We start from the raw sequence: 23643 nt of genomic DNA, 5'->3' as shown, positions 1-23643 counted from the left end.
GTCACCCCGGACTTGTTCCGGGGTCCACGGCGCCCCAGGAGCGGCACCTTTGCCATTGCCGTCGGTTGAGGCCCAACCTTTCATGGCAGCAAGGTTTGTGATGGCGTTGGGTATGCGGTTGCTGCGCTGGGCGGGGGTCGTGCTGTTGTGGTTGGTGGTCGCCGCCTGCCTGGCGGTGACGATCGTGCCGCGCTTTCTCGACCGCATCTATTATCGCGGGCCAGCCAGCGGGCATTTCGATGGCGCGCGGTTCTTCAATCCCGATGGCGAAGACCCCGCGCCGCCGGGCGGCGGCAATCGCGGGCGGTTCCTGATGAAGCGGATCACCGGCGAAGGCGATGCGGCATGGCCGGCCAGCGTGCCGGTGCGACCGGCCAAGCCCGCGCCGCGCGTGGCGGGGCAGGCGATGGTCGCCACCTGGGTCGGCCATGCCACAGTGCTGGTGCAGACACAGGGGCTCAATATCCTGACCGATCCGGTGTGGAGCGACACCGCCGGCCCCTTGGGCTTCGGGCCGCGCCGAGTGACGGCACCGGGCATCGCCTTTGACGATTTGCCCAAGATCGACCTCGTGCTGGTCAGCCACAATCATTACGACCATCTCGATCAGGCGACCCTCGAGCGGCTGTGGCAGCGTGACCGGCCGGTGATCGTCACCAGCCTGGGCAATGACAGCGTCATCGGCCAGGTCGGGGTGCCCGCGCGGCGGCTCGACTGGGGGCAGCGGATCGCGTTGCGGCCCGGCATCGAGGTTGCGGTGACTCGCAACCATCATTGGGGCAGCCGCTGGTTCACCGACCGCAACCGCGCCTTGTGGTCGAGCTTCGTCGTCACGCTGCCCGGGGGGAATTTGTTCTTCGCCGGCGATACCGGCTTTGGCGACGGACGATGGCCGAGCGAGGCGGCGGCGCTGGGGCCGGTGCGCTTCGCGATCCTGCCGATCGGCGCGTTCCGCTTCGCGCCGGGGCAGATGGCGACCGACAATCATATCGGCCCGCCCCAGGCGATTCAGGTGCGCGATCGGCTGGGCCAGCCCTTTGCGCTGCCGATCCATTGGGGCACGTTCAAACTGTCGAGCGAGGCGCGCACCACCCCGCCGCGCATGCTGTCCGCGCTGATGCAGTGCAGCGGCCTCGACCCCGCGCGCTTCGCACCGGTGGCGGTGGGCAGCGCGGTTGCGGTGCCGCCGCTGACCCCAACGGCGGCGGCGCTCGACGAGGCGCGTTTGGCGCACTGTGCGACCACGGCGGCGGTAACGGCGCTCCCGTGAAGCCGCCCTCCGTGCTACCATCGCGGCTCGGGTCGGGGGAGCGGGCAGGATGTTTCACGGCAATGTCAGCCTGGAGATCGCCGAGGGGCTGAAGCTGCTGCGCAAGCGGATCGACGCCGCCGGCATCCCCCCGTCGAAGCTCGACGAAACACTCAACATCGCGACCTGGAACATCCGCGAGTTCGGCAAGAAGCGGCGCACCCAGGCGGCGATCCATTACATCGCCGAGATCATCGGCCAGTTCGACCTGGTCGGCATCGTCGAGACGCGCGACAATCTGCAGGATTTGCAGCGGATCCTGCCGATCTTGGGGCCGTATTGGGATGCGGTCTATTCGGACGCGATCGCCGATCCCGGCGGCAATCGCGAGCGCATCTGCTACGTCTTCGACAGCCGCGCCTGCATCTTCAACGGACTGGCGGCCGAGGCAAGTCCGCCCCGCACCAAGCGCGGTACTGAGTATCTGAGCGATGCCAGCTGGTGGCGGGCACCCTATTATGCCTCGTTCCGCGCGGGCAATTACGATTTCATCGCGCTGACGGTGCATGTCCGCTGGGGCGACGGCATCGCCGCGCGCGCCGCCGAAATCCAGGGGCTGGCGAACTGGATCGACGGCAAGATCAAGGACAAGACGCGCGAGGATATCGACTGGATCGTGATGGGCGACTTCAACATCCCCAGCCGGCAAAGCGCCGCCTTCGCCGCCCTGACCTCGACCGGCCTCACCATCCCCAAGGCGCTGCTGAAGGACGAGTTCGGATCGAATCTGGCGCGCGACAAACGCTATGACCAGATCATGCACTTCGCCCACCATGGCGATGATTTCACGCTCGCCGGTGGGGTGCTCGATTTCTACGCCAGCGATCACAAGCCGCTGTTCCCCGACCTGACCAAGGACCAGTTCACCTACCAGCTGTCGGACCACCTGCCCTTGTGGGTGCAGATCAATACCGACATCGACGGCGCGGTGCTCGACCAGCTGATCCAGCGCAAGCGGGGGGTGTGAGCCCCCGCCCGGCGCCGGTCGCTACGCCCCCGGCTTCATCAGGTCGAGCACTGCGGCGGTCATCGCGATCGTGCCGGTGACGATCGCGGGTTCGGGTTCTACCTTGAATTCGGGGCTGTGGTGCGAGCCGATCTTGGGGCCGCCCGCCTTGGCCGCGTCGAGCGCCGCTTGGGGGGTGCCGCCGACCGCGAAATAATAGCCCTTCACCCCGCTGTCGGGCTGGACGAAATAGGCGAAATCCTCGGCGCCCATGCCCTTTTGTTCGAACGGCTCGACATTCGCCTGCCCCAGCGCCTGGACCATCACCGCGTTGAGCCGCTCGGCGAGCGCCGAATCGTTGATCGTCGTCGGCGTGCCTTCGATCACCTTCACCACCGGCATCTTGTCCGCCGCCATCCCATTGAGTTCGCCGACCCCGCGCGCGACGCGGCGGATGCCGTCGAGCAGCCGCTTGCGCTCCTCCTCGCTATTGGCGCGCACCGTCACCTGGAGCTTGGCCTCGTCGGAGATGATGTTGTGCTTGAGCCCGGCGTTGAACGCGCCGACGGTGATGACGCCGGGCACCAAGGGCTGGCGCTCGCGGCTGATCAGCCCCTGGAGCGCGATCACCAGCTGCGACGCCATGTAGATCGGGTCCTTGCCCTGGTGCGGGCTGGCACCGTGCGCGCCGATGCCTGGGACGGTGATGTCGACCGAATCGGACGAGGAATATTGGATGCCGGTCGACGCCGTCACCTTGCCCGAGCCCAGTTCGGCGCCGACGTGGAGTGCGAGCGCATAATCGGGCTTGGGGAAGCGGGTGTAGAGCCCGTCGGCGACCATCGCGCGCGCGCCACCGACGCGCTCTTCGGCGGGCTGGACGACGAACACGACGGTGCCCTGCCAGCGATCCTTCATCGCCGCCAGCCGCCGCGCGGTGCCGACCATCGAGGTGATGTGGGTGTCGTGGCCGCAGGCGTGCATCACCGGCGCTTCGACCCCGTCGACCCCGACCTGGCGCACCTTCGATGCGTTCGCGAGCCCCGATTTCTCCTCGACCGGCAGCCCGTCCATATCGGCGCGGATCATCACCACCGGGCCGTTGCCGTTCTTCATGACGCCGACGACGCCGGTGCCGCCGACCTTCTCGGTCACGACGATGCCGGGGATCGCGCGCAATTCCTGCGCCATGCGCGCCGAGGTCTTGACCTCCTTGAACGACAATTCGGGGTTGCGGTGGAACCAGTCGAACAGGCTGGCGAGCTGCTTGTCATAATCGGCCTTCACCGCGGGGGCGTAATCGGGCTCGGCGAGCGCAGGCGTGGCGGCGAGCGCGAGAAAGGCGGTGGCGGCGAGCAGATGACGCATGTGGATTCCCCCGGTGGTTGTGGGCCGAGACTAGCGCGCGATCGCGGGCTGTCGAGGGGCGGCGATTCGGCGAGTCGCGGGAGTGGTGCGGGCTCGGAAGGCTACAAAAGCTACACTACGTCCCCCATGGATTGCCCCTCTCCGGGTGATTGCAACGCGATGCCGGTCGGGGATGAGGGCGCGTGGTCATTGGGGGGAGCGTATCAAGGCGGGGGCTTGTAGGACAGCGGGGGTTTGAGCGGTTGGGCGTCGCGCTTGGCCAAGGTGGTTACCGCCAGGTATACAGTAGAGGTTAATGCGGCGGCGGGCAGTGCCGCACCGATGCTGAAAACGAGTTTGCCCCATGGTGTATGAAGTCGGCGCGAGGGCGCGGCGCGAGATCGGGCCGTCGGTGGCGGACGATATGGCTGCCATATTGGGAACCGAAATTCAGGTAGCCCCGCAGGCGTCGGCAGCCGCCTTACCAGATGAGGCACGTGGAAGGTCGCATGGCTGGAAGGTCGCGATCGCCGCGACCCTATTGATCACCACCGTGGGTGCAGGGGTACTGGTCGGGAAAACCACGCTCGACGTACCCGAGCAGGTAGCGGCATCCGATCGGACGATCGCTCGCCAGCAAATCGGCCAGCTTGCGCGCAACAGGCCAGCCGATACCGCAGCGAGCGGGGATACTGGCGCGACGGCTACCCTGGTTGCGGATTCTTCGGGGGCCGAGTTGCCAGCGGATCCCGAAGCATCACCGCCGGCAGTCCAGCCTTCGGTCGCCGATCAGCCATTGGCGGTTGCCGACGCGCCCCCTGCCAAGCCACCCACCAGCGTGCGGCGTGCGCCCTACCGTTTGGCGCCGGACCTTGTAACGGCGCCGGCGGCGCCCCTGGCCGATCGTCCCGCGTGCGACGACCGCAATGGCGCCTGCATGGCATCGCGCGTCGCGGCTGCCGAGCAAGCGCTGGTCGAGGCGTTCGACCGGGCCGATGCGGCCGGTGTCCGACAGCGGACCCTTCGCGCGTACGGACGCGATTGGGATCGCGCGGCCGACGAAGCGGCTACCAGCCCCGACGATGCCTTGCGCTTGTACCGCGAGATCACGCTCGATGTGCGCAGGCTAGCCGACGACGCGGTAGCGCGCGATCGCGTGCGGCAGCGGTGATCGCGCTCGAGCGCGAGGTACACGCCGCGCCAGCGGGTGCGCGTACCGACGGGCAACCACTTTATGCCATTGGCGACGTTCATGGTTGCTACGCACTGTTGCGCGCGTTGCTCGAGGAAATCGTTCGTGATGCGGCAGCGCGATATCACGGCGTCACGCCCACCATTATCTTGTGTGGCGATTATATCGACCGGGGCCCCTGCTCGTCCAAGGTGATGACTGCCCTGGTTTTGCTCGAGCGGTCGGGCGCGGTGGATGCACGCTTCCTGGACGGCAACCACGAAGCGATGCTTCGGATGTTCATCGAACACCCCGAACGACATGGCAAATGGATCGATTTCGGAGGACGCGAAACCCTCGAATCCTACGGCATCGCGGTTCCCGCCGACTCCGCGAGCGATGCGACCTCGCTCGTCATGCTGCGAAACGCGCTGCTCGACGCCATGCCGGCAGCGCATCACCGGCTTTTGAACAATTTGGAGCCGATGGTTGAGATCGGAAGCTATGCCTTCGTCCATGCCGGGATTCGGCCCGGCATCGCGCTGAAGAAGCAGGTGCCGGACGATCTGCTATGGATAAGGGATGATTTCTTGGACCATCCGCGGCCCTCGCGGTCGGTGATCGTTCATGGCCACACCTGGATCGGCAATCGGCCAGAAATTCTCGGTCATCGTATCGGCATCGACACCGGGGCATATGAAACGGGCGTATTGACCGCCATCCGAATAGATGATCGCGAGATAGAGGTCATTCGCGCGAGCGACCACCGCGAGCAAGATGTCGCTTAGAATACGGCTGAACTGCTTGGCAGCGATATAGAGACTGTGCTGGCCAAGGTCGCATGCTAGATCAATCGGATAAGTAGCCTGCAAATCGCGAATTACGCTTCCGCTTTCGCGTGTTATAGGCCCAGATCGTCAGGCCCAGGCCCAGGGCCGGCCCCACCAACACGAAGGCAGCTTCAAACATGGGGTATGCCGACAAGACAACTGCCGACGAAAAAAGTGCCAAGATCGTGTAGATCGCGCATGCGAGGAACACCCGCATCCGCCCTTTTAGATCGTACGCTTTAAAGGGAGCTACGGCAGCAAGCGCGACTGCTCCCAGAAACGATGGTGCTAAAGCGCCGTTCGAAACGCCATTCGCGCGCAAAACAAACAGCAGGCCTAGAGTCAAAAGGGCAGTGATCAGGCAGCATATTCGCAGTCTTCCCATTCACTTACACCCTGTCTTGCCATCACCCGCCATAGATGGCTCGGCGTCCACTATTCCCCGAAGCACGTGATCTATCGCCAAAGCGGAAAGGGTAGCGCCTGCCTCCTTAACGCCAAAGCGTCCGATCGGAAAAGGGGTATTGGCCGGATGGACCTGAGGCGCGGTCGCTGGCTTCGGCAGGGGCGATCATCGGGGCGGGACCGATAGGCGGTGGGCCGGCACTCGCCGCGGCGCGCTTCGCTTGGCGGCACTATGCTCGTTGGCATTGGGCCGCGAATAACCACCGCTTCACGCAGGGCGCAACAACCCCGCCCCTCCATTGTCCTTGCCCGCCATCGCCCTCATATATCGGAACATATGGCGATCCAGATCCGTACCAATTTGGCCGAACCCGATACCGGGCAGAGCTTCGTCCCCCATCGTCCCGCGCGCCCGCCCAAGGCGGAAGGGGGGCGGCCCTTCAAGCTGGTCAGCGAATATGAGCCGGCGGGCGACCAGCCCGCGGCGATCGCCGAATTGGTCGCGGCCAATCGGGCGAACGAGCGCGATCAGGTGCTGCTGGGGGTCACGGGTTCGGGCAAGACCTTCACCATGGCCAAGATGATCGAGGAATTGCAGCGCCCGGCGCTGATCCTGGCGCCGAACAAGATCCTGGCCGCGCAGCTCTATGGCGAGTTCAAGTCGTTCTTCCCCGAGAACGCGGTCGAATATTTCGTCAGCTATTACGACTATTATCAGCCCGAGGCCTATGTGCCGCGGTCGGACACCTATATCGAGAAGGAAAGCTCGACCAACGAGGCGATCGACCGGATGCGCCATTCGGCCACGCGGTCGTTGCTCGAACGCGACGACGTGCTGATCGTCGCGTCGGTGTCGTGCATCTATGGCATCGGATCGGTCGAGACCTATTCGGCGATGATCTTCGATTTGAAGAAGGGCCAGGTCGTCGACCAGCGCGAGATCATCCGCAAGCTGGTGGCGCTGCAATATAAGCGCAACGACGCGGCGTTTTCGCGCGGGGCGTTTCGCGTGCGCGGCGACAGCCTGGAGGTGTTCCCGTCGCATTATGACGACACCGCGTGGCGGATCAGCTTCTTCGGCGACGATATCGAGGAGATCGTCGAGTTCGATCCCTTGACCGGGGCGAAGGTGGCGAGCCTCAATTCGATCCGCATCTATGCCAACAGCCATTATGTGACGCCGGGGCCGACGCTGAAACAGGCCACCTTCGCGATCAAGCACGAGCTCGAAGAGCGGCTGAAGGAACTGCATGCCGAGGGGCGGCTGCTCGAGGCGCAGCGGCTCGAGCAGCGGACGCATTTCGACCTCGAGATGATCGCGGCGACGGGGTCGTGCGCGGGGATCGAGAATTATTCGCGCTTCCTGACCGGGCGGATGCCCGGCGAGCCGCCGCCGACGCTGTTCGAATATCTGCCCGAGAACGCGCTGCTGTTCGTCGACGAGAGCCACCAGACGATCGGCCAGATCAACGCGATGGCGCGCGGCGATCACCGGCGCAAGATCACGCTCGCCGAATATGGCTTCCGCTTGCCATCGTGCATCGACAACCGCCCGCTGCGCTTCAACGAATGGGACGCGATGCGGCCGCAGACGGTGTGCGTGTCGGCGACGCCGGGCGGGTGGGAGATGGAGCAGACCGGCGGCGTCTTCGTCGAACAGGTCATCCGCCCCACCGGCCTCATCGACCCGCCGGTCGAGATCAAGCCGGTCGAGGAGCAGGTGCAGGACCTGATCGTCGAGGCCAAGAAGACGACCGAGGCGGGATATCGCACGCTGGTGACGGTGCTGACCAAGCGGATGGCCGAGGATCTGACCGAATATATGCACGAGGCGGGGCTCAAGGTCCGCTACATGCATTCGGACGTCGAGACGCTCGAGCGGATCGAGCTGATCCGCGATTTGCGGCTGGGGGTGTATGATGTGCTGGTGGGGATCAACCTGCTGCGCGAGGGATTGGACATCCCCGAATGCGGGTTGGTGGCGATCCTCGATGCCGACAAGGAAGGATTCCTGCGCAGCGAAACGTCGCTGATCCAGACGATCGGGCGCGCGGCGCGCAACGTCGACGGGCGGGTGATCCTCTATGCCGACCGGGTCACCGGCAGCATGGAGCGCGCGCTCAACGAAACCGATCGGCGGCGCGAGAAGCAGGTGCTGTACAACACCGCGCACGGCATCACCCCGACGACGATCAAGCGCAACATCGGCGACATCATCGCGCATGTCGCATCGAAGGACGGCGTGCTGATCGAGATCGACGAGGACCGCCCGCACATGGTGGGGCATAATCTGCGCGCCTATATCGAGGACCTCGAAAAACAGATGCGCAAGGCGGCGTCGGACCTCGAGTTCGAAACCGCGGGCCGGCTGCGCGACGAAATCCGCAGCCTCGAGGCCGAGGAGCTGGGGCTGCCCGATCACCAGAAGAAGGCGCCGGTGATGGGCCGATCGAACGAGGGCAAGCCGGGGACTCGCAAGACGCGCTATGGGAAGCAGGCGAAGACCAAGGCGGGGTTGCCGGGCCAGGGGCGGCGTTGACCTGCGAGCGATAATGCTCGCAAGCTTGCGCGAAGCATCCGGATCAACGACCAGTGGCGGATCAGCTTTCGCTGGCGGGACGGAGGCGCGGTCGATGCCGCGATCGACGCGCGGCTTACGCGCTATCTGCAGATGTCCGAGGGGTTCTTCCTGCGGTTGCAGAACCGCTATGACCTCGAGGAAGTGCGCCGCCGCGACGGCGCCGACATCGACCGGATCGTTCCCCGCGCCGCCTGAAGCCGCGACGCCTGATAATTCGCCTATTGCGGTGCGGTGCGGTAAGAACCGATCGGATCGCCGCTACGGCGTTCGGGTTTGTGATTGGGGGACGTCTTGCACGGCACCGCGCCTTTTGTCGATGAAGCGATCCGTCAGGCGACGATCGCCGCGCATGACTTGCATCGCTTCGATGGCGACGAGCGGTTCGATGCGATTACCGCGTTCGCCGCGGCGCTGATCGGTGCGCCGGTGGCGCTGGTGACCTTGCTCGATGCCGAGCGCCAGCGGCATTTGAGCCGCGTCGGCACCGACGTCGATGCGCTGCCGCGATCGGCGTCCTTCTGTGCGCATGCGATCGAATCGCCGGGGATCATGATCGTGCGCGACGCGACGCTCGATCCGCGCTTTGCCGACAATCCGGTGGTGACCGGCGACCTGCATGTCCGCTTCTATGCCGGCGCGCCGTTGCTGAGCGCCGAGGGGTTTCCGCTGGGGGCGCTGTGCGTGCTCGATACCGAGCCGCGCGACGGACTGACGCCACTCCAGGCGCAGGGGCTGACGACCTTGGCTGCCAGCGTCGCAGCGATCCTGCATGCGCGGCGCGAGAACAAGGCACTGCGCGACAGCGAAATGCGGCTGCGTTCGCTCGCCGATGCGCTGCCGCACCTGGTGTGGGCAGCCGACCCCGATGGCGTGCCGCTGTGGATCAACCAGCGCTGGGTCGAGGCGACCGGGGTCGCGATCGGGCTCGACAGCGCCGAAGCGTTCCTGCGCGTGATCCATCCCGACGATCATGCGTTGATCACCGAGCGCTGGCGCACCGCCAAGGCGAGCGGCGAGGCATTCGAATGCGAGCTGCGCATCCTCAACCCCGCGGGCGAACCGCGCTGGGCGATGATCCGGTCGGTGCCGTTCCGCGACGATCGCGGCGTGGTGACGCACTGGTTCGGTACCGCGACCGATACGCATGGCTATCGGCTGGCGATCGAGGAGCGCGAGCTGATCTCGAACGAGCTGAGCCACCGTATCAAGAACATCTTCGCGGTGGTGTCGGGGCTGATCCATGCGGCATCGCGCGGGGCCGACGATGCCGCGGCGCTGCCGACCAGCCTGATCGACCGGGTCGCCGCGCTGGGGCGCGCGCATGATTTCGTGCGACCGCGCGCCGCCGATGGCAGCGGCAAGCCGGTGACGCTGCACGGGCTATTGGGGACGCTGTTCGATCCGTATCGCGCGGGCGAGGTATCGCGGGTGCGGGTGGCGGGCGCCAATCCGCAGATCGACGATCGCGCGACCACGCCGCTGTCGCTGCTCTACCATGAGCTGGCCACCAACGCCGCCAAATATGGCGCGCTGTCGGGCACTAACGGCTGGGTGACGCTCGACTGCATCGCCGCCGACGATGGCGGGTTCGAACTGCTGTGGCGCGAACAGGGCGGGCCGCCAATCCATCCGGGCGATCGCCCCGCGGGGTTCGGATCGAAGCTGATCGAGAGCAGCGCGATCCGCCAGCTAGGGGGCACGCTCGAGCGGACCTGGCACGAAGGTGGGCTGGCGGTGCGGCTGGTGCTGCCCGCGGGGGCGCTGGCGCCGGCCTGAAACGCAAATAGCCGGCACCGCCCTGGGGGCGATGCCGGCCATTTGTGTTCAGCGGTGGGAGGCGATTAGGCCAGTTGCGCCTTCAGCGCGTCGATCAGGTCGGTGCGCTCCCAGCTGAAGAAATCGCCCTCGGCCTTGCGACCGAAATGGCCATAGGCCGCGGTCTTGCGATAGATCGGCTTGTTGAGCCCCAGATGCGTGCGGATGCCGCGCGGGGTGAGGCCGCCGAGCGCCTCGATCCGGCCGATCGCCGCTTCGAGCACGTCGTCGCCGACGGTGCCGGTGCCGTGGGTGTCGACATAGAGCGACAGCGGCTTGGCGACGCCGATCGCATAGGCGAGCTGGATGGTGCAGCGCTGCGCGAGGCCCGCGGCGACGATGTTCTTGGCGAGATAGCGGGTGATGTACGCCGCCGAGCGATCGACCTTGGTCGGATCCTTGCCGCTGAACGCGCCGCCGCCATGCGGGCTGGCGCCGCCATAGGTGTCGACGATGATCTTGCGCCCGGTCAGGCCAGCATCGCCGTCGGGGCCGCCGATCTCGAAGCTGCCGGTGGGGTTGATGTGATAGACGGTCTCGTCCGACAGCAATTCGGCGGGGATCACCTCGGCGATCACCGACTTCACATAGGCGTGGAGCTCGGCTTCCTTGGCGCCGGTGTCATAGCCCGGCGCGTGCTGGGTCGACACCACGATCGCGGTGCATGCGACGGGGGTGCTGCCCTCGTAGCGCAACGTCACCTGGCTCTTGGCGTCGGGCTCGAGGAAGGGCGCCTTCTTCGAATGGCGATCCGCGGCCATCTGCTCGAGGATCTTGTGGCTGTAATACAGCGTCGCGGGCATCAGATCGGGGGTGTCGTTGGCGGCATAGCCGAACATGATCCCCTGGTCGCCCGCGCCCTCGTCCTTGTTGCCGCTGGCATCGACGCCCTGCGCGATGTGCGCCGACTGGCCGTGCAGGTTGTTCTCGAAGCGAAGCGTTTCCCAGTGGAAGCCGTCCTGCTCGTAGCCGATTTCCTTGACGGTGTTGCGCACCGTGCGTTCGATCTCCTCGAGCGCACCATCGGCCCATTGGCCGTCCTCATACACGCCCTTGCAGCGGATCTCGCCCGCCAGCACGACGAGCTGGGTGGTCGTCAACGTCTCGCACGCGATCCGCGCCTCGGGATCCTTCGATAGAAACAGATCGACGATCGCGTCCGAAATCTGGTCGGCGACCTTGTCGGGATGGCCTTCGGAAACCGATTCTGACGTGAAGAGATAATTGGCGCGCATAGGGTTCCTCGATCGTCTGACCCGGCCCAAAGAGCCGGACTTCAAGATATAAAGCTATCGTTATATGAGTCCTTATCGCTCCCGCCGCCGGATGGCAATCGCGAGCAGCAGCAGCAGCGCGGCAACCAGCAGCGCCATCGCGTTGCCGACGCGCGAAAAGAGCGTGGGTGGCAGCGGGCGCGGCAGCGGGACTTCGGCGGCGCCCGCGGTCTGGTGCGGGACGCTGGCGAGCAGCCGGCCCTGCGCGTCGATCACCGCCGAGATGCCGGTGGGGGTCGAGCGCAGGATCGGCAGCCCCTCCTCGACCGCGCGCATCCGCGCCTGCGCCAGATGCTGTGGCGGCCCCCAGCGCCCGAACCACGAATCGTTCGAGGGGTTGAACAGGATGTCGGGGCGGTTGGCGCGATCGACGACCTGCCCCGAGAAGATGATCTCGTAGCAGATCTGCATCCCGACCTTGCCGAAGCCCGGCACCGCGAGGCTGCGCGGCCCCGGCCCGGGCAGATAATCGATCTCGCCCTGCACCAGCCGCGCGATGCCGAGCGGCGCGAGCAGATCGCGCAGCGGCAGATATTCGCCATACGGCACCAGATGCGCCTTGTCGTAGCGCTTGGGGCCGAGCGACCCGTCGGGGCCGACCGCGTAGATGGTGTTGCCGATATTGGCGAGCTCGCCGCGGGAATCGAATTCGAGCGCGGTCGAGCCGACCAGCGCCATGTCGCGCGGGCCGAGCACCGAGGCGATCGCGGCGCGGGTGTCGGCGGGTTGCCCCTTCCAATACCAGTCGCGCGGATAGCCGTCCTCGAGGAAATAGTTCACCGCGCCCTCGGGCCAGACGACCAGCCGCGGATAGGATTGTGGCTGGCCCGATTGCGCGATCATCGCCGCGAGCAGCTTGGGCTCGAAATCGCCGTCGCCCATCCGCTCCTGGCCGATATTGGGCTGGACGACGCGGACGCGCGGCGCGGCGGGGCCGTCGGGCGCGGGGGGCGGCTCCTGCCACGCGACCAATGCGGCGATAGCGATCGCCGCGACGGTGGCGGCGGGCATCCGCCAGCGGCGACCGCCAAGCAACACCAACGCGCCCGCAAGCACGACGGTGACCCCCGACAGCGCATAGGTGCCGATCAGCGCGGCGATCTGCGCGATGCCGAGCAAGGGCAGCCACACGACGCCGATCGGGTTCCAGGCATAGCCGGTGAACATCGTCGCGCGCAGCCATTCGGTGGCGATCCACGCCGCGCCGAACACCAGCACATAGCTGCCCCCCGGCGGGGTAGCGGCATCGCCCACCGCGCGCGGCGATGCCAGCCGCCAGGCGACCCCCGCCGCCATCATCGGATAGATGGCAAGGTACAGCGCGAGCACGACCACCGCGATATAGCCGAGCTGCGGCGGCATCTTGTCCTGGAAATCAAAGGCGTGCTGGATCCAGTTGCCGTTGACCGCGAAATGGCCGACGCCGAACATCCAGCCGCGCCACAGCGCCGCGCGGATCGTGCGCGCCTCGTGGACCAGCCAGAGCAGGATCGCGAGACCGAGCAGCGTCAGCGGGAAGAGGTCGAGCGGCGCGAAGCCGGTCGCGGCGATCGCGCCGGTGAGCAGGAGGATGAGGCCAGGGTAGCGGGCCACTATCCGCTTCATGCTGGCGGTTGGCCCCGGTTCCTTCGTCACCCCGGACTGGATCCGGGGTCCAGGCGCGGCATCAACCACAAGCGAAACCCCGGTGACGAAGCAATCGCATGGATGCCGGATCAAGTCCGGCATGACGAAGGAGAGCGGACGATCTTTGCGTCACGCCGCCTCCTCCACCCCCAGCTGCCACAGCACGAAGGCATTCTCCTCCGCCGCCTCGCGCAAGCTCTCCCAGCGGCCCGATTTGCCGCCATGGCCCGCGCCCATATTGGTCTTGAGCACCAGCACGTTGTCGTCGGTCTTGGTCGCGCGCAGCTTCGCGGCGAATTTGGCGGGCTCCCAATAGGTCACGCGCGGATCGTTGAGGCCGCCGCCGATCCACATCGGCGGATAGGCTTGGGGGCGGATATTGTCGTAAGGCGAATAGCTGCGGATCAGCTCGAACGCTGCCTTGTCCTCGATCGGATTGCCCCATTCGGGCCATTCGCCCGGCGTGAGCGGCAGGCTGGCGTCCATCATCGTGTTGAGCACGTCGACGAACGGCACGTCGGCGACGACCACGCCCCACAGATCGGGGTCCGAATTGGCGACCGCGCCCATCAGCTCGCCCCCCGCCGAACGCCCGGCGATCGCGATATTGCCAGGCGACGTGAAGCCCAGATCGATCAGCCCCTTGGCGACATCGACGAAGTCGTTGAAGGTGTTGGCGCGCTTTTCGAGCTTGCCGTCGAGATACCATTGCTGGCCCAGGTCATCGCCGCCGCGGATATGCGCGATGGCGAAGGCGACCCCGCGATCGAGGAACGACATCCGGCTGGTCGAAAAGCCCGGCGGCACGGCATAGCCATAGGCACCATAGGCATAGAGATAGAGCTTGCCGCTGCCGTCGCGCGGGAAATCGGCGGGATAGACGATCGAGCACGGCACCTGCGTCCCGTCGCGCGCGGTGATCTTGAGGCGTTCGGTGGCGTATTTCGCGGGATCATAGCCGCTGGGGATTTCCTGAACCTTGAGCGTGGTCAGGCTGCCGCTGGCGATGTCGTAATCATACACCGTCCCCGGCGTGACCATCGATTCATAGCCCAGGCGAAGCACCTGCACGTCATATTCGGGATTGTCGCCGACGCCCGCGACATAGCTTGCCTCGGGAAAGGGGATCCGCGTCGGTTCGCTGCCGTCGTAGCGGTGGATCTCGATCACATCGAGCCCGTCCTCGCGCCCCTCGACCACGAAGAAACCCGCGAAACATTCGATGCCGGTCATATAGAAATCGCGGCTGGGCGCGATCCGTTCGGTCCATTCGGCGGGTGCCTCGAGCGTGGCGGTGACCAGCCGGAAATTGGGATCGGTATCGTTGGTGTGGATGAACAGCGTGCCGTCATGCTCGTCGACATCATATTCGCGGCCGACCTGGCGCGGCGCGACCAGCAGCAGCGGCGCGGTGGGATCGGTGGCGGGGAGCAGATAGACTTCGCTGGTCACATGATCGCCGGTGGCGATGACGATGAAGCGGCGCGACTGGGTCTCGCCAACGCCGACGCGAAAGCCTTCATCGGCTTCGTGGAACAGCATCGTGTCTTCGGCCTCGCCCAGCCGGTGGAGCATCACGCGGTCGGTGCGCCACTGGTCGTTCGCCGGCGTGTAGAGGAAGGCCGAGGAGTCGGCGGTCCAGATCAGCTCGCCCAGCGTCCCCTCGATCACGTCGGGCAGATGCTCGCCGGTGGTGAGATCCTGCACCCGCGCGACGAAGCGTTCGGAGCCGTTGTCGTCGATCGCATAGGCCATCAGCCGCGCATCGGGGCTGATCGACAGCGCACCGAGACGGAAATATTCCTTGCCCGCCGCCAGCGCGGGTTCGTCGAGGAACAGGTGCGGCTCGCCGCCCGCGACAGGCTTGCGCCACCAGCGCCGATATTCGCCGCCTTCCTCATGATCGGTCCAATAGAGCCAGTCGCCGTCCTTTTGCGGCACGGTCGATTCGTCTTCCTTGATGCGCGCGCGCATCTCGGCGAACAGCGTGTCGGCGAGCGGCTTGAGGGGGGCCATCACCGCGTCGTGATAGGCGTTCTCAGCCTCGAGATAGGCGAGGACGTCCTTGTCGGTGACTTGCGGATAGCCGGGGTCTTTGAGCCAGGCGAAGCCGTCGTCGATGGTGTGGCCGTGGGCGGTGAAGCTGTGCGGGCGCTGCGGGGCGATAGGCGGCGTGGGGAGTTCGGTCATGCAAGCGGCCATAGCGCGGGCGGGGGAGAAGAAGAAAGGCCCTCACCCAACCCTCTCCCGCAAGCGGGAGAGGGCTTAGGAAGAAGAAGGGTGCGCGAGGCGGAGCGAGCGACAGAGCCCTCTCCCGCTTGCGGGAGAGGGTTGGGTGAGGGTCTGTCGTGCGGTATGCTGCGCCGATGCCCGCGATCCGCCCCACCAATCCGCACGCGCGGACGCTGCGGCTGAACGCCACCGATGCCGAGAAGCGTTTCTGGAACGCGGTGCGCAACCGGCAGCTCGGCGGGTTCAAGTTCAGGCGGCAGGTGACGATCGGACCATATATCGCCGATTTCGTCTGCGCCGAACGGCACCTGATCGTCGAACTCGATGGCGGGCAGCATGGCGATGCCGCCGATGCAACGCGCACTGCCTATCTTCGCGGATGCGGCTACGAAATCATCCGGTTCTGGAACAACGACGTGATCGGGAATATCGAGGGGGTTCTGGTTACGCTGTTATCGCATCTCGAAGCCGACGTGCCCGTTGACGGACCCTCACCCAACCCTCTCCCGCAGGCGGGAGAGGGCTAAAAAGAAGAAACCCCATGTCCAGCTATCCCCACCGCCTTGCCGCGCTGCGTGCGCAACTTGCCACCGATGCGCTCGACGGGTTCGTCGTGCCGCTGACCGACGAGCATCTGTCCGAATATGTCGGCGCCTATGCGCAGCGGCTCGCCTGGCTGACGGGGTTCGAGGGGTCGGCGGGGACCGCGGTGGTGTTGCCGCAGGAAGCCGCGATCTTTACCGATGGGCGCTATACGATTCAGGTGCGCGAGCAGGTTTCGGGCGAGCATTGGCACTATGTGCCGGTGCCGCAGGAGAGCGTCGCGGGCTGGCTCGCCGAGCATGCGAGCGGCGGCGCGCGGATCGGCTATGATCCGTGGCTGCACACCAGCGCCTGGGTGGCCGAAGCGTCCAAGGCGCTCGCGGCGCGCGGCGCGGCGCTGGTGCCGGTCGAGGCCAATCCGATCGACCGGGTGTGGGCCGAGCAGCCCGCGCCCTCGGACGCCAAGCTTACGCCCTATGCCGATGCGCTGGCGGGACGCTCCTCGGCCGACAAGCGTGGCGAGATCGCCGGCTGGCTCGAGGCGCGCGGGGCCGATGCGGTGGTGCTCTCGGCGCTCGATTCGATCGCGTGGACCTTCAACATTCGCGGCGGCGACGTCGACAATACGCCCGTGGCGCTGGCCTATGCGATCGTTCATGCCGATGCGACCGCCGACCTGTTCGTCGCGTCGGACAAGTTGACCGACGACGTCCGCCGCCACCTCGGCAACGCGGTGCGGCTGCACGAGCGCAGCGACTTTGCCGCCGCGCTGGCGGGGTTTGCGGGCAAGCGCGTGGTTGCCGATCCGGCGGGGTCGGTCGCGGCGATCTTCGATGCGCTCGCGGCGGGCGGTGCCAAGGTGATCGCGATGCGCGACCCGGTGCTGCTTGCCAAGGCCTGCAAGAACGCGGCGGAAGTCGCAGGCCATGAGGCGGCGCAATTGCGCGATGCCGGTGCGATGGTGCGCTTCCTGCGCTGGATAGAGGCCGAGGCACCCAAGGGCGGCCAGACCGAATTGTCGGCGGCGGCGAAGCTTCGCGAATACCGCGAAGCCACGGGTAAATTGATGGACCTGTCGTTCAACAGCATCTCGGCGACCGGCGCACATGGCGCGATCCCGCATTATCACGTCACCGAAGAATCGAACGCGCCGATCCTGCCGGGGCAATTATATCTGATCGATTCGGGTGGCCAATATCTCGACGGCACCACCGACATCACCCGCGTCGTGCCGGTGGGCGCGCCGACGCCCGAGATGCGCGACCGCTTCACCCGCGTGCTACGCGGGCATATCGCCATCGCCACCGCGATCTTCCCCGAAGGCACCGTCGGCGGCCAGCTCGATTCGTTCGCGCGGCGGCCATTATGGGAAGCAGGGCTCGATTTCTCGCATGGCACCGGCCACGGCGTCGGCGCGTATCTTGCGGTGCATGAGGGGCCGCAGCGGATCGCCGCGCCGAATTATCCCGGCGGCGGGCCGGCCGAGCCGTTGCTGGCGGGCATGCTGCTGTCGAACGAGCCGGGCTATTACAAGGCCGGTGAATACGGCATCCGAATCGAGAATCTGATCCTGACCGAGCAGCGCGAGGTGCCCGATGCCGATCGCGCGATGCTGGGGTTCCGCACGCTCACCTTCGTGCCGATCGAGCGCGAGCTGATCGAGCCCGCCTTGCTGTCGCCCGCCGAGCGCGAATGGATCGACAGCTATCATGCCGAGGTGCTGGCGAAGGTCGGCCCGACATTGGAGGGCAAGGATCGCGCGTGGCTGGCGGCGAAATGCGCGCCCTTGGGGTGAATTAGTCGGTAGGCTCGCGCGGCGGGGCGGACGGCACAGCGGCGGGCTCCGCGCCGCGCGCCTGCGCCTTGCGCCGCCGCAGATTGTCGCGCAGCGCCTGCGCCAGCCGCGCCTTCTTCTCGTCGTCGGTACCCATGGGCGTTGCTGTACGCCGGGCACGCCGCGCTTGACAATGACCCGCTCGCCTGCACATAGGCCCCTCCCCGCCCGCAAGGCCGCGGGGAATGGCTGCTGTAGCTCAGTGGTAGAGCGCGTCATTGGTAATGACGAGGTCGGGAGTTCAATCCTCCCCAGCAGCACCAGGTTCCACCAACTAGCGCCGGGCCGGTGCCCGTGGCGCCCGGGTTCCTGATCGGACCCGCCATTGGCTGCGATCATCCGCCCCGCGGTCGCGCCGGGTCGTCGCTATTCGTTAGCCATAGGTTAACTACGCCGCGTTAGCATCGTCGCCATGCGTATCCGTACCCTGCTTCTTGCCGCGACGCTGCCCGCTGCGCTCGCCGGCTGCGTCTTCGGTGGCGGCGGCGATCGCGCCGATCGTCGCAGCGCGCCGCCGCGCGCGCGTGCCAGTGCGCCGGCGGTATTGCCCACGCGGCCGAGCGCCGAGGCACTGCAGTGCCAGGCCGATCTCAATCGCGACCGCGTCGAATATCGCACCCTGCCCAACCAGGATTTCGGCGGCGGGTGCATGGTGGTCGGCGCGGTGCAGCTGCTCGACATCGGGGTGCCGGTGGCGGGGCTCAAATCGATGCGCTGCCCGCTGGCGCGCAATTTCTCGAACTGGGTGCGCTATGCGGTCGCGCCGGCGGCGCGCCAGATCCTCGACAGCGATGTCGTGCGGATCGAAAGCTATGGTACCTTCGCCTGCCGGCCGATCGCGGGGAGCGCGCGATTGTCCGAACATGGCCGCGCCAACGCGGTCGACGTCGCGGTGTTCGTGCTCGCCGACGGGCGGCGGGTGAGCGTGCTCGAAGGCTGGGACACCGGCGACGATCCCGAGCAGCGGTTCCTGCGCACGATCCACCAATCGGCGTGCAAGCGTTTCACCACGGTGCTCGGCCCCGACTATAATGCCGCGCACGCGAACCACTTCCACTTCGACATGGCGGGGCGCAATTTCTGTCGGTGAGCGCGCGAGCCTAGGGCTTCGCGTCGGTCAGCCGCGCCAGCCATGCCTGCGCCTGTTTGGGTTCGCCCACCGCCTGCGATGCGACCGGCCCGCGCGAGGCGAGGAATTCGCGGTGCAGGTCGAACGGCTCCAGCCCGAGCTGATCGCGCGCCGAGTCGATCGCGTCGGCAAGGTCGGTGAGATCCTCGACCACCGGCGCGGTGGCTGCGCGCGCATGGCGGTCGCCTTGATGGTCGAACAGCCCCCATTTGCCCGCCGCGGTGGTGCGCAGCGCCGCGATCAACGCCGCGGTATATTCCGCCTCGAGCTCGAGGCGCCGCGCGTCGAGACGCGCCAGTCGGTCAGCTTTTGCCATGACGTGGCCCTATCGCCCGGCCATCCCGCGGGCAATCGGTCGCGTGTTGATGACAAGCGCCGAACCCGCGGCTAAGGCCCCGCGCGTGCACCCCCTCCGCCGCCTCGTTTCGCGCCACCGCGCACTTGCCGCATTGCTGCTTGCAGCGGTGCTGGCGATGAAGATGCTGGTGCCCGCCGGCTACATGACCAATGTGTCGGGCACGACGATCACCGTCGCGGTGTGCAACGGCAGCGGGCCAATGACGATCACGATCCCGATGGAACAGGGGCATGACGAAGCCGATCGCGGCGACGATGCGATGCCCTGCGCCTTTGCCGGCGTCCCCGGCGCGATGCTCGCGGCGACCGATCCGGTGCTGCTGCTGGGCGCGATCCTGTTCGTGCTGGCGCTGGGGCTGTCGCGAAGCCGGATCGTGCTGCCGCGCGCCGCGCCGTATCTGCGGCCGCCCTTGCGCGGTCCCCCCGCCCCCACCTGAACCAGCGAAGCGCCGCCGGCACGCCCGGCGGCATCTGATCCGCGCGACACGAGCGCGCCGCTTTTCCAGGTAAATTCCCATGTCTAGCCGTTGCTGCGCGCCGATCGGCGCGCCCTTGCTGCTGCTCGCCGCCTTCCCGGCTCATGCCGATGACCGCGAGGACCAGAATCGCGACACGATCGTCGTTACCGGCCAGCGACTGGCCGACGAAGCCGAAGCCGCGCTTCAGCGCACCCCCGGCGGGGTCGATGTCGTTGCCGCCGAGGCGTTCGAAAACACGCTGGCGGTGTCGCTGCGCGATGCGCTCGCCTTTTCGCCGGGCGTCTATGCCCAGCCGCGCTATGGCCAGGAAATCCGGCTGTCGGTGCGTGGATCGGGGATCAGCCGGGGATTTCACATTCGCGGGCTGATGCTGTTCCAGGATGGCGTGCCGCTCAATCTGGCCGACAATAGCGGCGATTTCCAGGAGCTCGACCCGCAGGTGTTCGAGCGGATCGACGTGCTGCGCGGCGGCAATGCGCTTCGGCTAGGCGGATCGACGCTGGGCGGCGCGATCGATGCGATCACCCCGACCGGGCGGAGCGCGCCGGGGATCGAGGCCAGGATCGACGGCGGCAGCTTCGACACGCTGCGCGGCAAGGTCGCGGCGGGCTTTGCGACCGCGCGCGGCGATGCCTATCTGGCGCTGACGCAGGACAGCTCGGACGGCGACCGCGAGCATGCCACGCGCCGATCGACCCGGCTGAACGCCAATGTCGGCATCCGGCTGACCGATACGATCGAGACGCGCTTTTACGGCACGATCAGCGACATCGACCAGGATTTGCCCGGCACGCTCAATCGCACACAGGCCCTCACCGATCCGGGTCAGGCGCTGCCGGTGCTGATCCTGGGCGATCAGGCACGCGACGTGAATTCGATCCGGTTACAGAACCGCACCACCATTGATCTGGGGCGCGGCACCTTGTCGGGCGGCGTGTTCGCCAATGCCAAGCAGCTTTATCACCCGATTTTTCAGGTGCTCGACCAGAAATCCTTTGATTATGGCGCGTTCGTCCGTTTCGATCTGGCGAGCGAGATTGGCGGGATGCCACTCGATCTGGCGATCGGCAGCACCGCCCGGCTGGGATCGGTGAATGCGCGCCAATATATCAATATCGGCGGCAAGCGCGGGGCATTGACCGCGCGATCACGCCAGCAAGCGCAGACGATCGACAGCTATGGCGAGCTGCGCGTCCAGCCGCTGCCAGCGCTGTCGCTGATCGCGGGCGGGGTGCATTCGCATGGCCGCCGCGAGGTGACCAATTTCCTGAACGGCGCGCGTAGTGGCGAGGCGAGCTTCGATGCCTTTTCGCCCAAGCTGGGGCTGTTGTACGAGCCCAACGCCAGCATCCAGTTCTTCGCCAATGCCAGCCGGTCGATCGAGCTGCCGGGCTTTAGCGACCTAAATCAGACGCCGTTCGCCAGCGGCGGCGTAATCGCTCCCGGCTTCGTCGATCTCGACCTCCAGCGCGCCTGGACCTTCGAGGCAGGAACGCGCGACAGCGCGGGCATCGCCAAATGGGACGTCACCTTCTACCGCGCCGACATTCGCGGCGAGCTGTTGCAGTTCAACCAGGCGCCCGACATTCCCGCCGCCACCTTCAACGCCGATCGCACCCGCCACCAGGGGATCGAGGCGGGTATCGACCTCGATCTCGCGCGCTGGCTGCGGCTGCGGCAGGTGTACCAATATAGCGACTTCAGCTTTCGCGGCGACGCGCAGTTCGGCGAGAACCGGCTGCCGGTGGTGCCCGAGCATCTGTACCGCGCCGAACTGACGCTGGGCACCGAGCGTGCCAGCATCGCGCCGGTGGTCGAATGGGTCCCGCGCGGGGCGTTCGCCGATTATGCCAACACCATGCGAGTGCCGTCCTATACGCTGCTGAGCCTGCGCGCGCAGACGACGCTGCGCGACGGGCTGACGCTGTTCCTCGACGCGCGCAACCTGACCGGCGAGAGGGCGATCGGCGATATCTCGGCGGTGGTGGCGGCGACGCCGGCGTCGGTGATCTATTATCCGGTCGAGCGCCGCGCAGTCTATGGAGGCGCGCGTGTCCGCTTCTGATCGACGCGCCTCGCTGTATCGGTCGGTGTGGCGCTGGCATTTCTATGCCGGGTTGATGGTGCTGCCCTTCCTGGGCTGGCTGGCGATCACCGGCGGGCTGTATCTGTACAAGGCCGAGATCGAGCGGCTGGTCTATGCCGACTGGGTCGCGGTTGCGCCCGCCACGCCGCTGCCCGCCACGACATTGGTGGCGCGCGTGAGCGCACAGACCGGAGCGAAGGTGACGCAGATCGCGCGCCCCGCCGCGGCGGGCGAAAGCTGGCGGATGACGGTGCTGCAGGATGGCGAGCGCCGCACCGCCTTCGTCGATCCGGGGAGCGGGCGGGTGCTGGGCACCACCAGCCTCGGCGGGATCATGGCGACGGTGCGGTCGCTACACAGCCTGGCGATCACCGGGCCGATCGGCAACGCGCTGATCGAGATCGTCGCGGGGTGGACGATCCTGCTGGTGGCGACCGGCGTGTATCTGTGGTGGCCGCGCGGGCGCAGCCCCGGGCTGGCGCTGCGCGGTACGCCCAAGGGCCGGTTGTTCTGGCGCGACCTCCATGCCTCGACCGGGATCGTCGCGAGCGCGCTGATCCTGTTCCTCGCGCTCACCGGCATGCCTTGGAGCGGGGTGTGGGGGCAGGCGCTGGGGCGGATCGTAGCGGCGCAGGAGCTGGGCCGCCCGCAGCCGCCGGTGCCGAGCGACCATCATCCGCTGCCCTGGTCGCTCGACCATGCAGCGGTCCCGGCGTCGAGCGGCAGCGGCGATGTCGGGGTCGATCGGGTGCTGGCGATCGCCGCACGGCGCGGGATCGGCGCACCCTGGACGCTGTCGCTACCCGCCGCGCCGGGCGCACCCTATCTGGTGTCGCCGGTAGCGCGGCAGGCAGGCGACGCGCGCGCGCTCTATGTCGATGCCGGTACCGGCCATGTGCTGCAGGACGCGCGCTATGCGCAGTTCGGCGCGGGGGCGCAGGCGATCGAATGGGGGATCGCGGCGCATGAGGGCCGGCAATATGGCGAGCCCAACCGGCTGGTGATGCTGGGCGGCTGCATCGCGATCCTGCTGCTGGTGATCAGCACGCCGGTGATGTGGTGGAAGCGGCGGCCGTCGCGCGGGCTGGGCGCGCCGCCGGCGCCGGCGAACCGTGCGCGCGGGCTGGTGGGGCTGATGCTGGCGGCGGGGCTGGTGTTTCCGCTGACGGGGCTAACGATGCTGGTCGCGCTGGCGGGCGAGCGGCTGGTGCGGCGGCGGATGAGAAACGCCCCTCGCTGAAAGGGAGGGGTTGGGGGTGGGTCGCGTGGTCGTGGTGCGGGGGGCCCAGTGCGGTAGGCGTCCGTAGCTCCAGGCCTCGACCCACCCCCGGCCCCTCCCTTTCAGGGAGGGGGGAGGTTTTTGTTTAGGCGCGCTTGCCGATCAGCGGGAAGCTGCCGAAGGCGCCGGCGGTGACCTTGCCGTTGAGTTCCTCACCCTCGACCGTGGCTTCGCAGTCGAGCGTCATCGGCATCGGCACGGTGATGTCCATCTTCCACGTCAGCGTGTCGCCATCGACCGCGCCGGTGACGTCCGAGGTGCCCATCCCGCCGGCGAAATTGCCGGTGAAGCTGTCACCACCCGAGGTCACCAGCAAGGTCGCCTTCTGGTCGCCCATCGGCGACTTGACCACCACGTCCCAGTTTCCGTCCACATTCGCCATGTCGTCTCTCCAAGCCGG

At 66.9% G+C, this 23643-nt stretch carries 20 protein-coding genes and 1 tRNA gene; 13 read left to right on the top strand and 8 right to left on the bottom strand.

From position 1 onward, the window contains the following. The first annotated feature begins 100 nt into the window (after positions 1–100). Together OKW76_RS11825 and OKW76_RS11820 are read left to right on the top strand one after the other, a co-directional pair. Positions 101–1270, top strand: coding sequence for an MBL fold metallo-hydrolase (locus OKW76_RS11825; RefSeq protein WP_265549082.1), 1170 nt, complete (start codon positions 101–103; stop codon positions 1268–1270). A 49-nt stretch (positions 1271–1319) separates the two neighbouring features. Then, on the top strand, positions 1320–2276 hold the full coding sequence (locus OKW76_RS11820; protein WP_265549081.1) for an endonuclease/exonuclease/phosphatase family protein: 957 nt from the start codon (positions 1320–1322) through the stop codon (positions 2274–2276). A 21-nt stretch (positions 2277–2297) separates the two neighbouring features. Here the strand turns inward: OKW76_RS11820 and OKW76_RS11815 are convergent, their stop codons facing one another. Beyond that, complete coding sequence (locus OKW76_RS11815; protein ID WP_265549080.1) at positions 2298–3623, bottom strand: amidohydrolase; 1326 nt, start codon at positions 3621–3623, stop codon at positions 2298–2300. A 343-nt stretch (positions 3624–3966) separates the two neighbouring features. On the opposite strand from OKW76_RS11815, the gene OKW76_RS11810 reads away from it, so the two are divergent. Both OKW76_RS11810 and OKW76_RS11805 read left to right on the top strand, forming a co-directional pair. Next, positions 3967–4773 carry a hypothetical protein gene (locus OKW76_RS11810; RefSeq protein WP_265549079.1) on the top strand — a complete coding sequence of 269 codons (807 nt, stop codon included), beginning with the start codon at positions 3967–3969 and terminating at the stop codon, positions 4771–4773. Beyond that, positions 4770–5561, top strand: coding sequence for a metallophosphoesterase (locus OKW76_RS11805; RefSeq protein ID WP_265549078.1), 792 nt, complete (start codon positions 4770–4772; stop codon positions 5559–5561). Before OKW76_RS11810 ends, OKW76_RS11805 begins: the two co-directional genes overlap by 4 nt. Before the next feature lie 61 nt (positions 5562–5622). Here OKW76_RS11805 and OKW76_RS11800 read toward each other — a convergent pair whose 3' ends face one another. Next, entirely contained in the window at positions 5623–5949 is a 327-nt protein-coding gene (locus tag OKW76_RS11800; RefSeq protein ID WP_265549077.1) for a hypothetical protein, read from the bottom strand. A gap of 396 nt (positions 5950–6345) precedes the next feature. Here OKW76_RS11800 and uvrB point away from each other — a divergent pair, with 396 nt between their 5' ends. Further along, positions 6346–8547: an excinuclease ABC subunit UvrB gene (gene uvrB / locus OKW76_RS11795; RefSeq protein WP_265549076.1), complete on the top strand. Its 2202-nt coding sequence runs from the start codon at positions 6346–6348 to the stop codon at positions 8545–8547. Positions 8548–8880: 333 nt separating this feature from the next. Continuing rightward, a complete protein-coding gene (locus OKW76_RS11790; RefSeq protein ID WP_265549075.1) occupies positions 8881–10365 on the top strand; it encodes an HWE histidine kinase domain-containing protein in 1485 nt (494 codons plus the stop codon). 65 nt (positions 10366–10430) lie between these two features. Here OKW76_RS11790 and metK read toward each other — a convergent pair whose 3' ends face one another. The 3 genes from metK to OKW76_RS11775 form a co-directional block, all read right to left on the bottom strand. Further along, complete coding sequence (metK, locus tag OKW76_RS11785; RefSeq protein WP_265549074.1) at positions 10431–11639, bottom strand: methionine adenosyltransferase; 1209 nt, start codon at positions 11637–11639, stop codon at positions 10431–10433. Positions 11640–11711: 72 nt separating this feature from the next. Further along, entirely contained in the window at positions 11712–13271 is a 1560-nt protein-coding gene (lnt, locus tag OKW76_RS11780; protein WP_416221810.1) for an apolipoprotein N-acyltransferase, read from the bottom strand. 162 nt (positions 13272–13433) lie between these two features. After that, complete coding sequence (locus tag OKW76_RS11775; RefSeq protein ID WP_265549072.1) at positions 13434–15494, bottom strand: S9 family peptidase; 2061 nt, start codon at positions 15492–15494, stop codon at positions 13434–13436. A gap of 176 nt (positions 15495–15670) precedes the next feature. Here OKW76_RS11775 and OKW76_RS11770 point away from each other — a divergent pair, with 176 nt between their 5' ends. After that, entirely contained in the window at positions 15671–16063 is a 393-nt protein-coding gene (locus OKW76_RS11770; RefSeq protein ID WP_265549071.1) for an endonuclease domain-containing protein, read from the top strand. A gap of 14 nt (positions 16064–16077) precedes the next feature. Beyond that, complete coding sequence (locus tag OKW76_RS11765; protein ID WP_265549070.1) at positions 16078–17874, top strand: aminopeptidase P family protein; 1797 nt, start codon at positions 16078–16080, stop codon at positions 17872–17874. A gap of 1 nt (position 17875) precedes the next feature. On the opposite strand, the gene OKW76_RS11760 is transcribed toward OKW76_RS11765, so the two are convergent. After that, positions 17876–18010 (bottom strand): hypothetical protein, encoded by a 135-nt coding sequence (locus OKW76_RS11760; protein ID WP_265549069.1) that lies wholly within the window; start codon positions 18008–18010, stop codon positions 17876–17878. 91 nt (positions 18011–18101) lie between these two features. Here OKW76_RS11760 and OKW76_RS11755 point away from each other — a divergent pair. Together OKW76_RS11755 and OKW76_RS11750 are read left to right on the top strand one after the other, a co-directional pair. Continuing rightward, positions 18102–18176 (top strand) — tRNA-Thr (locus OKW76_RS11755). Positions 18177–18325: 149 nt separating this feature from the next. Then, on the top strand, positions 18326–19003 hold the full coding sequence (locus tag OKW76_RS11750) for an extensin family protein (RefSeq protein WP_265549068.1): 678 nt from the start codon (positions 18326–18328) through the stop codon (positions 19001–19003). Between the two features lie 10 nt (positions 19004–19013). On the opposite strand, the gene OKW76_RS11745 is transcribed toward OKW76_RS11750, so the two are convergent. After that, positions 19014–19358, bottom strand: coding sequence for a hypothetical protein (locus tag OKW76_RS11745; RefSeq protein WP_265549067.1), 345 nt, complete (start codon positions 19356–19358; stop codon positions 19014–19016). An 85-nt stretch (positions 19359–19443) separates the two neighbouring features. Between OKW76_RS11745 and OKW76_RS11740 the strand changes: the two genes are divergently transcribed. The 3 genes from OKW76_RS11740 (at position 19444) to OKW76_RS11730 (ending at position 23204) form a co-directional block, all read left to right on the top strand. Continuing rightward, a complete protein-coding gene (locus OKW76_RS11740; RefSeq protein ID WP_265549066.1) occupies positions 19444–19836 on the top strand; it encodes a hypothetical protein in 393 nt (130 codons plus the stop codon). A 79-nt stretch (positions 19837–19915) separates the two neighbouring features. Continuing rightward, positions 19916–21943 (top strand): TonB-dependent receptor family protein, encoded by a 2028-nt coding sequence (locus OKW76_RS11735; RefSeq protein WP_265549065.1) that lies wholly within the window; start codon positions 19916–19918, stop codon positions 21941–21943. Beyond that, positions 21930–23204: a PepSY-associated TM helix domain-containing protein gene (locus OKW76_RS11730; protein ID WP_265549064.1), complete on the top strand. Its 1275-nt coding sequence runs from the start codon at positions 21930–21932 to the stop codon at positions 23202–23204. Before OKW76_RS11735 ends, OKW76_RS11730 begins: the two co-directional genes overlap by 14 nt. Positions 23205–23328: 124 nt before the next feature. Here OKW76_RS11730 and OKW76_RS11725 read toward each other — a convergent pair whose 3' ends face one another. Next, positions 23329–23625, bottom strand: a complete 297-nt coding sequence (locus OKW76_RS11725; RefSeq protein ID WP_265549063.1) for a hypothetical protein — start codon at positions 23623–23625, stop codon at positions 23329–23331. Between the last annotated feature and the right edge of the window lie 18 nt (positions 23626–23643).

This window comes from Sphingomonas sp. S1-29, from assembly GCF_026167545.1.
Lineage (GTDB): Bacteria > Pseudomonadota > Alphaproteobacteria > Sphingomonadales > Sphingomonadaceae > Sphingomonas.
Note: the sequence above shows the minus strand (reverse complement) of the source record. Positions and strands in the feature narration are given on the sequence as shown.

Excerpts from the sequence above, each read along its gene's own strand:
- OKW76_RS11735 (WP_265549065.1), top strand. The coding sequence starts at position 19,916 with ATGTCTAGCCGTTGCTGCGCGCCGATCGGCGCGCCCTTGCTGCTGCTC.
- OKW76_RS11820 (WP_265549081.1), top strand. The coding sequence starts at position 1,320 with ATGTTTCACGGCAATGTCAGCCTGGAGATCGCCGAGGGGCTGAAGCTG.
- OKW76_RS11775 (WP_265549072.1), bottom strand. The coding sequence starts at position 15,494 with ATGACCGAACTCCCCACGCCGCCTATCGCCCCGCAGCGCCCGCACAGC.
- OKW76_RS11725 (WP_265549063.1), bottom strand. The coding sequence starts at position 23,625 with ATGGCGAATGTGGACGGAAACTGGGACGTGGTGGTCAAGTCGCCGATG.
- OKW76_RS11815 (WP_265549080.1), bottom strand. The coding sequence starts at position 3,623 with ATGCGTCATCTGCTCGCCGCCACCGCCTTTCTCGCGCTCGCCGCCACG.
- OKW76_RS11745 (WP_265549067.1), bottom strand. The coding sequence starts at position 19,358 with ATGGCAAAAGCTGACCGACTGGCGCGTCTCGACGCGCGGCGCCTCGAG.
- OKW76_RS11770 (WP_265549071.1), top strand. The coding sequence starts at position 15,671 with ATGCCCGCGATCCGCCCCACCAATCCGCACGCGCGGACGCTGCGGCTG.
- OKW76_RS11750 (WP_265549068.1), top strand. The coding sequence starts at position 18,326 with ATGCGTATCCGTACCCTGCTTCTTGCCGCGACGCTGCCCGCTGCGCTC.
- OKW76_RS11765 (WP_265549070.1), top strand. The coding sequence starts at position 16,078 with ATGTCCAGCTATCCCCACCGCCTTGCCGCGCTGCGTGCGCAACTTGCC.
- OKW76_RS11760 (WP_265549069.1), bottom strand. The coding sequence starts at position 18,010 with ATGGGTACCGACGACGAGAAGAAGGCGCGGCTGGCGCAGGCGCTGCGC.
- metK (WP_265549074.1), bottom strand. The coding sequence starts at position 11,639 with ATGCGCGCCAATTATCTCTTCACGTCAGAATCGGTTTCCGAAGGCCAT.
- OKW76_RS11825 (WP_265549082.1), top strand. The coding sequence starts at position 101 with ATGGCGTTGGGTATGCGGTTGCTGCGCTGGGCGGGGGTCGTGCTGTTG.
- uvrB (WP_265549076.1), top strand. The coding sequence starts at position 6,346 with ATGGCGATCCAGATCCGTACCAATTTGGCCGAACCCGATACCGGGCAG.
- OKW76_RS11810 (WP_265549079.1), top strand. The coding sequence starts at position 3,967 with ATGGTGTATGAAGTCGGCGCGAGGGCGCGGCGCGAGATCGGGCCGTCG.